An 11414-nucleotide genomic window follows, 5' to 3' on the forward strand; every position below is an offset into this window, starting at 1 on the left:
CCCCCGCACAAGCCCCCCACCAAGTCGACTACGATGCGGACGAGCCCGCCGGCGTAGCTCAATTGGCAGAGCATCTGTCTTGTAAACAGAAGGTTAGGGGTTCAAGTCCCCTCGCCGGCTCCCACGCCAGAAGCCCCTCGCAACCATTGCAGGGGCCTCTTGCTGCACCGTGAGAGCCACAAGAATCAACCGCCAAACAAAGCGCCCCTCATAGCCTCCACAGCCGGCGCCTATCGTCCACGACCAGGTTCCCGTAGGCGTGCTTCGTGATGGCAATACCGCATGCCCGAGCATCTCCGACACCACATGCAGCGGCGTACCCTGCGCCAGCATCAGCGAGGGCCCCCGAGACCGCAGCTCATGCGGAAGCCAGCGACCGAGCCCGGCATGCTTGGCGGACTTCGGGATCGTGTGCAAAAGTTGTCCGGGCCCGTGGTGTGCCGACGTCGGACGGGAAGAAGATCCTTCCACCCCTCACCGAGGGCGAGCCGCGCCTTAGCCTGGTCCGAACGCAGCTTCCAAAGCTGGTCAGAATCTCGGGCGTGAGCACTAGGGGCCGCCGTGACTTGGCCGTCTTCAGCTCACTGACCGCGATGCGAGTCTTACGACCGCTGGTCTAGTCACGATCCTTGGCTTGCTTGCCGAATTGGGCTGTTTGGGATCAAGGGGCGGCAGCGCTCAGGCCGCTCCGTGGCCTCGCGCCTGGCCGTCCGGAGCGTGCGGCGTGGGCGCCGGTCACCGGAGGGCGGCGCTGGGCCGCGCATTGTGCCACCTTCGCTGGCCGCCCCGACCGGCCGCCAGGGGGTACGCGCCGCCGCCCAGACCTCAACAGAGTTGCGCACCACTGCGCCGACACAGGGACGTTACAAGTTGGGTCGGAAAAGTGCGTGGCTCCCCCCGGCCCCGATCTGTCGAGGATGGCGGCGGCCAGAATCCGTCAAGGGCGCTTCGCGTCACTTCGTGATGGCCTAGGCCACCCTTGACGGAGTACAGGTCTCGTCGGGGCCGGGGGAGGAAGGTAGGAGGAACAACAGCGGCTACGCCGCACGCCGAGCACTCACGGTGCTTCCACCCCACGCGGCGGCCGCCCGACACATGGGAGAGGATCAACCTCGACGCCCTAGGAGGCACGGTTCTCATGGCACGTGGTCAGCCCACGTCGGAGGATGCGATCGTGCGTCTGCTGTCCATCGCGGCCCTCGACATTAGGGCCATGGCCAGCAGGCGCCGCACCTACGGAGATCACCCTGCCGACGATTACCACGAGCGCATCCGCAGCCTCGCTGACGCATGCCACAACCTGCCCGGTCCTCTGCACATTCGACATAAGCGGGAGCGCCGGCGGGCGGCCGACAACACGCTGGAATACCTCTGGAAGACGGCATCAGACACGCAGGTAGCTTGGATGCGGATCACGCTTGGCAAGATCGGATTCAACTACCGTCACCTGGATGACCTCCGTGCCAGGACGATCAAGGATCTTCATACGCAGGGTCTCCTCGGCGACGACTGAGCGCTGCCCGCAACCAAGATCCGGAACAGAGGCGGAACGGCAGCCTCCAGTGAGCGCCACGTCCGGTGTTCACGAGCAGGTGAGGACCGTAGTCACTGCGCTATGAACCAGCGCCCTCCGGAACCGTGTCCCTCTGGTTCCCGGGAGCCACGGGGGGCGCCACGCGGATGGATGGTCTTGACCGGAGTGAACGGGCAATGAAGCCGCGTTGGGCGTCTTGTGGGGGCAAGGACAGGCACAGGTAGCGGGCGTGATGGCGTACGGGCACTTGAGCGAAGGCCAGGATGTCGAGGCGCGTCGGCTCATCGGCGGCTTCAAGGATCAGGGGTTTGTAGAACGACCGGAGCCTGACGGCACGGACGTCCTCGAACAACACGTTGATGTGCTCCTCGCCGTCCGCCGCCGCGCGGGAATGCAACAACAGCTCTGAATGACCGACGCCATATCGCCAGGGGCGGAACCGGCGATGCAACGTGAGGGGTTCCATGACCCTCATGATGGCGCGGACTCGCCGATCTGGTGCGCGGCACAACGGCAGGTGGTCTGCTCGCATTCGCCGCTGAGATGGTCGACGGTGACCAGTCCGCGGTCTTGGCCGCTGTCGAACGCCATGCCGGTTGGGACGCCGACAATCAATTCCGAGGATCCGCGCGCGAGCTTCCGGTCACCGTCCGTGCGCTGCATCTCCTCGATCAGATGGCCTTCCACGAACGTCGGCGGCTTCTGAAGCTATTGCCTCCAGAAGTTCAGCCGTGAGCTAGCTGCGGCCAACTCGGTGATGTCCTTGCGGGTCGATAGGCTCCGGCCGTCGTCGATCTGGAACGGGGAGTGGGTATGGGAGCCAAGACCGGGCTATTGGTCTACGCCGACAGGGACGTCAAGGAAGTCCTTCGTGCGGCGCCCGCGCCGGATCCGCAGCGGACGGCGGCTTTGATCGAGCGCGTTTATCCCGGGTGGACGGTTCGGGAGGATGAACCGTCGGTTCTCGGGGACGGTTGCTACCCGTCTTATGGGACGACCTACGCCACGAGTCTTCCGGGTGTCGACATCATCTGCGATCAGCGGATGATGCTCGACCGTCCCTCAGAGCTGGCGGCTCACCTGGTCGAGGCGAGCGCGGGGCGCAGGCTGGTTCTGCACGCGATGCACAGCGTCGTCGACTGGCTGGCCTTCGCCATCTGGGAGGACGGGTGGCTGGTCCGTTCCCTCAGCCTGTCCCCTGATAACGGGATCATGGAGAACATCGGCGAACCGCTCTCGTTCGAGGCGCCCTACTGGGCCGGGAAACATCCCGTCCCGCACGATCCCGCCTGGTCGGACGAGCCGTACGCGTTGCCGTTCCATCCGCTCGATCTCGGTGAGGAGGCGTTGCGCGCGTTGCTGGGGTTCATCCTTGAGGGCATGCCCGAGCCGGATGACGCCGATCCGTACGACGTTGACCTGCTCGGTTTCCAGCTCACCGATCCCGATAATCCGGACGAGGTGGCCGATCACGAGGCCGCCGTCGCGGAGGCCGTCCAGGCCATGGGACCGCCGCGACGCTTCACCTACGGCCCCGACGGCTCGCTGATCGAGATCGACGCTCTCTGAGTAAGGCGTTACCGGCCGCCCCGTGTCCTTATCCGGACGTCGCCGGACGGGGGTGGGGTGCTCACCTGGGGTGGAGTGGGATGTGGCCCAAGGGGGCGTCGGATGTTTGTCGAAAATGACCTTGTTTGGGGCTACTTGGTGGGCGTTGTCGCTATGAGAATGATCGGCAAGCTTCCACTCTCCGACGGGACGTACCCCCCATGAACCTGCGCGACGAGATCGAGACCCTTATCCGGGCCTGGGACGCCTACGAGACCGGCCACGGTGGTTCACCGATCGTCGATTTCGACTGTGCGCCGGGACGCAACACCGCCGAGCCCGCCGCGGACCGGTTGAGCATCTACCGCCGGCTCACCGAGCTGCGCGCCGGGGCGACAGGGGCGCTGGCGGATCGGCTCGATGCTGATCTGGCCTATCTCGGGGCGCTTCTCGGGGAACGGCGCCCGCTGGACGACTACGTCCGGGCGACCCAGGGGTGTGGCACGGCCGGGTGGCCCGACGAGTATGTGGAGGAGCGCGCTGAGCAGGCGCGGGCCGCGTGCGCAGATCTCGGCATCGGGTGGGGCGACCGTACCAACGCCGAGCTGCGGGAGGCGGAGGGGCTGCTCGACGTGAGCGAGGCTCCCGATGCGATCCGGCAGGCCACCGAGGAGCTGGAGCCCGTCGTCCGCGAGGCGACCGGCAGCACCGCGCCCTATCGGCTGACGATCGAGACCGCCGACGTGGACGCCTACTGGGCGTACTGGCTGGACGGGGCCGGGCAGGACGTCCGCCTGCGCCTCAACCTCCCGAACGTCGAATTCACCCAGACGGGCGCCCGGCAGTTCGCGCTGCACGAGGTCCTCGGGCACGGTTTGCAGAGCGCCAGCTTTACCGCGCAAGCGGAAGCCGAGGACGTCCCCTGGGTGCGGCTGTTCAGCATTCACGCGCCATTGCAGGTCATGGCGGAAGGCATCGCCCAAGCGTGGCCGCTTTTCCTGCTGCCCGAGGACAAGGTGCTGATCGCCCGCCTCCGGCTCTCCCATTACAGCCAGCTCATTCTGGCCGAGGTGCATCGGGCCATCAACGACGGAACGCCTGTCGGCGAGTGCGCCGACTATGTGAGAACCGCCGTGCCATGGTGGACGGACAAGATCATCGCCCGGTATCTCACCGACCGCGGAGCCGACATCCAGCACCGTAGCTACATGTGGTCCTATCCGGCTGGATTCGATTGGTTCGTCGCTCTTGCCGAGGCCGGTGGCGACGTTTCTCGGAAGGTGCTCCAGGCCGCTTACCGGGCCCCGCTCACGCCGACCGATCTCGCCGATCTGTGGCCGGACGGACCGGTCGTGGGCGGGCCTGGGAGCCCCGTTCGGCTGGGGAAGCCTCCGGTTTTCTGAAGCGCCGGAGGTAATGGTCCGGCGCGCGGATATCGAGACCGTCGCCGCTTAGCCGACTGGGGCTCGGCGGTGCCTCTCGGTGCAGTGCCTTGGCCGGGGTCGCTCTGTGTGGGGGACGGATTTACGGTTGAGGGCATGAGATTGCTGGCGTATCAGCGGAGCGTGGCTGGGCCGAGGGCCGGGATGGAGGCTGCTCGGTGGTGGGGGCGGATGGTCAGGGATCCGCTCGCGACGTACGGCGCGCTGGTCCGGCGGTACGGGGACGCGGTCCAGGTGCCGTTCGGCATACGGCGGGCGTTCTTTCTGCTGTCCCGGCCTGAGCACGCCGAGCACGTTCTGGTGGCGAACCAGGACAACTATGTGAAGGCGTTCACGTACCGTCCGCTGCGCGCCTTCCTCGGGGACGGGCTGCTGACGAGCGAGGGCGAGACGTGGCGGCGGCATCGGCGGCTCGTGCAGCCGGTGTTCGCGCAGCGGCACATCGTCGCGTTCGCGCCGCAGATGGTGGAGATCACGCGCAGGGGCGTCCAGCGGTGGCCCGACGGTGTGCTGCTCGACGCGGCGGAGCAGCTACGGCGGCTCACGCTGGACGTGGTGGGACGCGCCCTGTTCGGCAGCGAACTCGCGGGCGAAGCCGCAAGGACCGGGCGGTCGCTGGAGGCGCTCCAGCGGGCCGCCGTGGCTGGAACGTTCCTGCCGGGTGGGGTGGCGCGGCGCGGGGTCTACGCGCGAATGCCGTGGTTGAAGGACGGCATCGCGCACCTCGACGGAATGGTCGAGACGGTGGTCAAAGGGTCCGGCGGGGAACTGCTGGATCTGCTGAAAGAGGGCGGCGGCCTTTCCGAGGACGAATTGCGCGACGAGGTTCTCACGCTCCTGCTGGCCGGGCACGAGACGACGGCCGCCTCGCTGGCATGGACGTTCGTGTTGCTTTCCCGATACCCGGCGGCGCGGGAGCGGCTGGAGAAGGAAGTCGACGAAGTGCTCGGCGGACGGGATCCGCAGGCGGAGGACGTCGATCGCCTCCCCTGGACGCGCGCCGTCCTCTCGGAGGCCATGCGTCTCTATCCTCCGGCGTGGACCATCGAACGCGATGCGGTCGAGGACGACGACGTCGCCGGGGTGTTCATTCCGGCTGGGTCGACGCTGGCGATTCCGCCTTACCTGCTGCACCGGAACGTCGAATTCTGGCCCAATCCCGAGGGTTTCCAGCCGGAGCGGTTCATGGGGGAGACGGATCGTCCCAGATATGCTTATCTGCCGTTCGGGGGCGGCCGGCGCATTTGTGTCGGCGCCGGTTTCGCGATGCTGGAGGCGACGCTGATGCTCGCGACGATCAGCCGTACGCACCGGCTCGATCTGGCGCCCGGCGTGACCGTTCCCGGACGTGCGGAAGTCACCTACCGTCCCGCCGGGCCAGTTCCTATGCGCGTCACACGCAGATAGGTCCGCGCGGGCCGCGCATCGGCGGTCTTTCCGGTCGCCGCGCATTTCAGGCGGGCTTGATGTTGTGGTTGCGGTGGAACACGTTCTGCGGGTCGTAGGCGCGCTTCACCTCGCGCAGCCGCCGGAAGTTCTCCGGGGTGTAGGCGGTGGCCGTCCGGGACGTGTCGTGCAGGAAATTTAGGAACGACCCGCCGGTCGAATACGCGGCCAGCGGCGCGGCGTCCGCGGCGGACCCGTCGATGGTGAGCGAGAACGGCACGTCGCGGTGGCCGACCGGCCCGGCGTCGGCGTCCGGACGCGCCATCGCGCCGCCCCAGTGCCTGATCTCGATACCGGACGCGCCGCTCCCCGCGATGGCGGCGATCAGCGGGTCGGGCAGGTCGGCGACCAGGTGGAAGTGGTGGGGCGCGGTGCTGCCGAGCGACTCGGTCTCGGCGTACGGCATCGTCCGGAAGTCGTTGTGCAGCGGCCGCCCGCCGACCCGGCACAGTGACCGCAGGGCCCGCTCGCCTTCCTCCGCCGGGCCCGCGTAGACGCCGCGGACGATGACGACGCGGCCGTGCTCGGCGTGGTCCGTCACGGCGATGGAGACGCTCAGCGCGTCGGGGCGGGTGGCGGCCTCGTCCCGGAAGCGGGTGAGCACGTCACCGGCCCGGTCGGCGGGGAACATCGCGGCCCCGCCGTACACCGTGGACACCGGGTGGAGCCGGAACTCCAGCGAGGTGACGACGCCGAAGTTGCCGCTGCCGCCGCGCAGCGCCCAGAACAGGTCGGCGTTGCGGTCGCGGTCGGCGGTCAGCGCGCGCCCGTCGGCGGTGACGACGCCGGCGCGCAGCAGGTGGTCGGCGGCGAACCCGTAGCGGCGCGACAGCCAGCCGACGCCGCCCCCGAGCGTGTAGCCCGCGACGCCGACCGACGCGTGCGAGCCCGACAGCGGCGCGAGCCCGAGCGGCGCGGCGGCGGCGATGACGTCGCTCCAGCGGGCGCCGGGACCGACGCGGGCGACGCGGCGGGACGGGTCGACCAGCACGCGCGCCATGCGAGACGTCTTCAGCAGCAGCCCCTCGTCCGGCGGGACGAGGGTGCCGTGCCCCGTGGCCTGGACGGTCAGCGGCAGCCCGCGGTCGCGCGCCGTGAGGATCGCGGCCCGGACGTCCGCCGTACCCGTGGCCTCGATGACGAGGAGGTCGTCGCTGCGCGTCGCGGTCGAGGTGGTCATGATCTTCCTTCTTTCCGGAGTCGCCGGGCCGCGGGGGCGGTGCCCGTTCTGCGGACGACGCTATAGTCATAGTTCTTGATAGTCAAGATTCGTGACTAAATTAGCCACCGGAGGCGGTGCGGCCTGCAGCGATGTGACGGCCCGTCCTTAATGGGCACAGGGACGGCATGAACATCACAGGCATCATCAGCGCGATCGTCATCGGCGCGATCATCGGCGCGCTCGGGCGGCTGCTCCTGCCCGGCCGCCAGCCCATCGGCGTCATCCTGACCGTGCTCGTCGGCATCGTCGCCGCGATCATCGGGACGGCGATCGCGCAGTCGGTCGGCGTGTCCACGACCAAGGGGATCGACTGGATCGAGCTGGTCTTCCAGGTCGGCCTCGCCATGCTCGGCGTCGCGCTGGTCGCGGGTTTCAGAGCCCGCCGCAAACAGCAACGCCGCTCTCCGCGCTGAGCCTCCGCCGCACGGCACCTCGCGCGGCGTCCCGTGCGGTGCCTCGCGCGGCGTCCCGTGCGGTGCCTCGCGCGGCGTCCCGTGCGGTGCCTCGCATAGCACCTCGCGCGGCGTCCCACACGGCGCGGCGTCCCACACGGCGCCCTGCACGGCGTTCGCGTGGCGCCCCGCACGGTGCCTGTGCGGGGTGGGTCAGGAGGTTGGGATCTCCAGGTCCAGTTGAGCGAGGGTGTCGGGGTCGGCGAGGAGGTCGATCGCGACGATCCGGCCGTCCACGATCGTGAAGTCGAACACCACGCGCGGGCGGCCCCCGACCGACCAGACCAGCCCGGCCGCCCCGTCGATGAGCGCGGGACGCGTGGCGCGGGCGCGCCCGGAGAAGGTCTCCGCCACGGCGGACGCGCCACGGACCAGCGCCGGGGCGCCGGTCGCCACGCCCGCGGCGTCGGCGCGCAGCAGCACCTCGGGGTCGAGCAGCGCGAGGAGCTCCTCGAACTCGCCGGCCCGCGAGGCGGCGAGGAAGGCGTCGACGACCTGGCGGAGCCGGGGCAGGTCGTGGCCGGTGGCGGCGGGCGCGTCCTGGACGCGGCGGCGCGCCCGGCTGGCGAGCTGTCGGGTGGCGGCCGGGGTCCGCTCCACGATCGGGGCGATCTCGTCGAACGACATCGCGAACATGTCGTGCAGGACGAACGCGAGCCGCTCGGCGGGCGCGAGGGTGTCGAGGACGACGAGCATCGCGTGGCCGACCGAGTCGGCGAGCACCGCCTCGTCCTCCGGCGTGGCCCTGCCGTTCCCGGCCGCATCGGCCGTGTTCATCGACGCGGACGGGACGTGATCGTCCAGCGGATCCTCGCGGCGGGTGCTGCGGGAGCGGAGCATGTTCAGCGACACGCGGCCGACGATCGTCGTCAGCCATCCGCCGATGTTCTCCACCTCGCCGACTCCGGCCCGGCTGGCGCGGAGCCACGCCTCCTGGAGGGCGTCGTCCGCCTCGCCGGACGATCCCAGCATCCGGTAGGCGACGGACCGCAGATGGGGCCTGTGCTGCTCGAACGCGTCCGCCAGAAACTCGTCGCCGTCCATCCGTCACAGCCTTCCGTCGGCGCGTGTCATAGCAGTGACCAGCGAGAACCCACCAAGGAGCGATCATGAACGAGGGCATCAAGACGATCATCTACCCCGTCCAGGACCTGGCGAAGGCCAAGGCCCTGTTCGGCCGCCTGCTGGGCGTCGAGGTCACCGCCGACGCACCGTACTACGTGGGCTACGACATCGGCGATCAGCACGTCGGCCTGGACCCGCACGGCCACCGCCACGGCGCCACCGCCTACCACCACGTCGACGACATCGAGGGAACGATGAAGGCGCTGCTGGAGGACGGGGCCGAGACGGTCCAGGGCGTCAAGGACGTCGGCGGCGGCAAGCGGATCGCCGTGCTGAAGGACCCGGACGGCAACATCATCGGCCTCACCCAGAACCCGTAGGCCCAGGGGCCGGGCGGCGCGGACGTCCCCAAACGCGCCGCCCCGGCCCGCCGCCCGTCACCTGCCCCGGCTCATCACCGCCCGAGGTATGCATCTCGGCAAATCGGGTTTGGAACGGGCGAAGTTTTGATCTCATAGAGCGATTACATAGATGCAGAGAGTCACGGCGGGTCTAGGGGAGGCCAGATGTCGGGGGACTCGAAGGTCGCGGGACACGAGCGGGACCAGCGGGACCAGCGGGCGAAGCGGAGTGAGCGGGGGGCTCCGGCGGGGCAGTACGCGCCGATCGCGGGCTATGAGGCATTCCGGCTGCTCAGGCGGAGATACCGGCGGGTCGCGGCGGTCGTCGGGGTGCTGTTCCTCGGGTGGTATTTCGCGTATGTCGGGCTGGCCGCGTTCGCCCGGGAGTTCATGGCGCGGCCGGTGGCGGGGCACGTCAACGTCGCGCTGCTGCTCGGCGCGCTGCAGTTCGTCTCCACGTTCGTGCTGGCGGGTGTGTACGTCGCGTACGCGCGGCGGCGCCTCGATCCGCTGGCCGGTGAGCTGCGGTGACGGGGTCCGGGCTGGTGTTCGGGCTGTTCGTCGCGTTCATCGTGATCACTCTGGGGATCACGGTCTGGGCGCGGGCGAACACGCGCGGCGCCGACGACTTCTACGCGGGTGGACGGACGTTCTCCGGCCCGCAGAACGGCATCGCGCTCGCGGGCGACTACATGTCGGCCGCGTCATTCCTCGGCATCGCCGGGATCATCGCGCTGTCCGGATATGACGGGTTCCTGTACTCGATCGGGTTCCTGGTGGCGTGGCTCCTCGCGCTGCTCCTCGCCGAGCTGATGCGCAACGCGGGCCGGTTCACGATGGGGGACGTCCTGTCCCGGCGGGTGGAGCGGCAGGCGCCGGTGCGGCGGGCGGCGGCCGTGTCCACCGTCACCGTGTCGGTGTTCTACCTGCTGGCGCAGATGGTCGGGGCCGGGGCGCTGGTGTCGCTGCTGCTCGGCATCCACCGCGGCGAACGGTTCCTCGGCATGTCCGCGGACGCCGCCGAGACGGTCACGATCGTCGTCGTGGGCGCGCTGATGATCTTCTATGTGGCCTACGGCGGGATGAAGGGCACCACCTGGGTCCAGATCATCAAATCGGCGCTGCTGACCGCGGGCGCCGCCGTGCTGACCGTGCTGGTGCTCGGCAGGTTCGGGTTCGACGTCAGTGCCGTGCTCGGCTCGGCGGCCGACGCGAGCGGCAAGGACGAGGCGTTCCTGCGCCCCGGCCTCCGCTACGGGCAGGACGTCCCCGGCGACGCCTACCAGACGATCGTCAACAAGCTCGACTTCATCAGCCTCGCGCTCGCGCTGGTGTTCGGCGCGGCGGGCCTGCCGCACATCGTCAACCGGTTCTTCACCGTCCCGGACGGCCGCGCCGCGCGCCGGTCGGTGTCCTGGTCGATCGGGCTCGTCGGCGTCTTCTACCTGATGACGCCGCTGCTGGGCTTCGGCGCCGCCGCGCTGGTCGGACGGGATGAGATCGTCGCGCAGGACCCGTCCGGCAACACCGCCGTCCCGCAGCTCGCGCACGCCGCGGGGGAGCAGCTCGGCGGGCACATCGCCGGCGACGTCCTGCTCGCGTTCGTCGGCGCGGTGGCGTTCGCGACGATCCTCGCCGTCGTGTCGGGGCTCGTCCTGGCGTCGTCGACGTCGCTGGCGCACGACTACTTCGGGCAGGTGCTGATGCTCGGCCGCCCGCGCGAGTCGCAGGAGGTGGCGGTCGCCCGCTTCGCGGCGTTCCTCGTCGGCGCGCTGGCCATCGTCCTCGCGGTCGTCGCGCGGAACCTGAACGTCGCGTTCCTGGTCGCGCTGGCGTTCTCGATGGCGGCCGCCGCCAACCTCCCGGCCATTGTGCTGTCGCTGTTCTGGCGGCGGTTCAACTCCGCGGGCGTCGTCGCGGGCATCTACGGCGGGCTGGTCAGCTCCCTAATGCTGGTGATCTTCTCGCCCGTCGTGTCGGGGAAGACCGACCCGGTGACGGGGGAGAGCCTGTCGCTGCTGCCCGCGAGCGTCGACTTCCACCTGTTCCCGTTGGAGAACCCGGGCATCGTCGCGATCCCGATCGGCTTCGCGTGCGCGGTCGCCGGCACCTTTTTCGGACGGGAGAAGGCAGACCGCGAACGCTATGACGATCTTTCTGTCCGGGCCCTCACCGGGGCGGGTGCGCCCTGACGTCGCGGTGTGACGGAGCGTGAGAAGCGTGCTGGCCGGGACCGTTCCCTAATGTGCCGAGTGCCCCGGCCAGGACGGGTTTCGCGTGGCACAATGTCAACCCGCCGTGGAG

General features: G+C 69.3%; 12 protein-coding genes and 1 tRNA gene. 10 read left to right on the top strand and 3 right to left on the bottom strand.

Annotated elements, in window-relative coordinates; all coding sequences use genetic code 11:
• The first annotated feature begins 47 nt into the window (after nucleotides 1–47).
• The 3 genes from E1264_RS32705 (at nucleotide 48) to E1264_RS32715 (ending at nucleotide 1943) form a co-directional block, all read left to right on the top strand.
• Nucleotides 48–120: transfer RNA gene (locus tag E1264_RS32705), tRNA-Thr, on the top strand.
• A gap of 1054 nt (nucleotides 121–1174) precedes the next feature.
• A complete protein-coding gene (locus E1264_RS32710; RefSeq protein WP_132179673.1) occupies nucleotides 1175–1513 on the top strand; it encodes a hypothetical protein in 339 nt (112 codons plus the stop codon).
• Between the two features lie 250 nt (nucleotides 1514–1763).
• Nucleotides 1764–1943: a hypothetical protein gene (locus tag E1264_RS32715; protein WP_132179675.1), complete on the top strand. Its 180-nt coding sequence runs from the start codon at nucleotides 1764–1766 to the stop codon at nucleotides 1941–1943.
• A gap of 62 nt (nucleotides 1944–2005) precedes the next feature.
• On the opposite strand, the gene E1264_RS32720 is transcribed toward E1264_RS32715, so the two are convergent.
• Nucleotides 2006–2221: a hypothetical protein gene (locus E1264_RS32720; RefSeq protein ID WP_132179677.1), complete on the bottom strand. Its 216-nt coding sequence runs from the start codon at nucleotides 2219–2221 to the stop codon at nucleotides 2006–2008.
• A gap of 126 nt (nucleotides 2222–2347) precedes the next feature.
• Between E1264_RS32720 and E1264_RS32725 the strand changes: the two genes are divergently transcribed.
• The 3 genes from E1264_RS32725 (at nucleotide 2348) to E1264_RS32735 (ending at nucleotide 5931) form a co-directional block, all read left to right on the top strand.
• Nucleotides 2348–3103, top strand: a complete 756-nt coding sequence (locus E1264_RS32725; protein WP_132179679.1) for a hypothetical protein — start codon at nucleotides 2348–2350, stop codon at nucleotides 3101–3103.
• Between the two features lie 200 nt (nucleotides 3104–3303).
• On the top strand, nucleotides 3304–4485 hold the full coding sequence (locus tag E1264_RS32730; protein ID WP_132179681.1) for a hypothetical protein: 1182 nt from the start codon (nucleotides 3304–3306) through the stop codon (nucleotides 4483–4485).
• Between the two features lie 210 nt (nucleotides 4486–4695).
• On the top strand, nucleotides 4696–5931 hold the full coding sequence (locus E1264_RS32735) for a cytochrome P450 (protein WP_165964495.1): 1236 nt from the start codon (nucleotides 4696–4698) through the stop codon (nucleotides 5929–5931).
• A gap of 46 nt (nucleotides 5932–5977) precedes the next feature.
• Here the strand turns inward: E1264_RS32735 and E1264_RS32740 are convergent, their stop codons facing one another.
• Nucleotides 5978–7150, bottom strand: a complete 1173-nt coding sequence (locus E1264_RS32740) for an FAD-binding oxidoreductase (RefSeq protein ID WP_132179685.1) — start codon at nucleotides 7148–7150, stop codon at nucleotides 5978–5980.
• Nucleotides 7151–7317: 167 nt separating this feature from the next.
• Here E1264_RS32740 and E1264_RS32745 point away from each other — a divergent pair, with 167 nt between their 5' ends.
• Nucleotides 7318–7605: a GlsB/YeaQ/YmgE family stress response membrane protein gene (locus E1264_RS32745; protein ID WP_132179687.1), complete on the top strand. Its 288-nt coding sequence runs from the start codon at nucleotides 7318–7320 to the stop codon at nucleotides 7603–7605.
• Nucleotides 7606–7797: 192 nt separating this feature from the next.
• Here the strand turns inward: E1264_RS32745 and E1264_RS32750 are convergent, their stop codons facing one another.
• The gene (locus E1264_RS32750) at nucleotides 7798–8688 is read right to left on the bottom strand and encodes a sigma-70 family RNA polymerase sigma factor (protein WP_132179689.1); all 891 of its coding nucleotides are present in this window, start codon (nucleotides 8686–8688) and stop codon (nucleotides 7798–7800) included.
• 65 nt (nucleotides 8689–8753) lie between these two features.
• On the opposite strand from E1264_RS32750, the gene E1264_RS32755 reads away from it, so the two are divergent.
• From E1264_RS32755 to E1264_RS32765, 3 genes are all read left to right on the top strand, one after another.
• Nucleotides 8754–9089: a VOC family protein gene (locus E1264_RS32755; protein ID WP_132179691.1), complete on the top strand. Its 336-nt coding sequence runs from the start codon at nucleotides 8754–8756 to the stop codon at nucleotides 9087–9089.
• A gap of 186 nt (nucleotides 9090–9275) precedes the next feature.
• A complete protein-coding gene (locus E1264_RS32760; RefSeq protein WP_132179693.1) occupies nucleotides 9276–9641 on the top strand; it encodes a DUF485 domain-containing protein in 366 nt (121 codons plus the stop codon).
• Nucleotides 9638–11302, top strand: a complete 1665-nt coding sequence (locus E1264_RS32765) for a cation acetate symporter (RefSeq protein WP_132179695.1) — start codon at nucleotides 9638–9640, stop codon at nucleotides 11300–11302. Before E1264_RS32760 ends, E1264_RS32765 begins: the two co-directional genes overlap by 4 nt.
• Nucleotides 11303–11414: the final 112 nt, after the last annotated feature.

The organism is Actinomadura sp. KC216, from assembly GCF_004348535.1.
Lineage (GTDB): Bacteria > Actinomycetota > Actinomycetes > Streptosporangiales > Streptosporangiaceae > Spirillospora.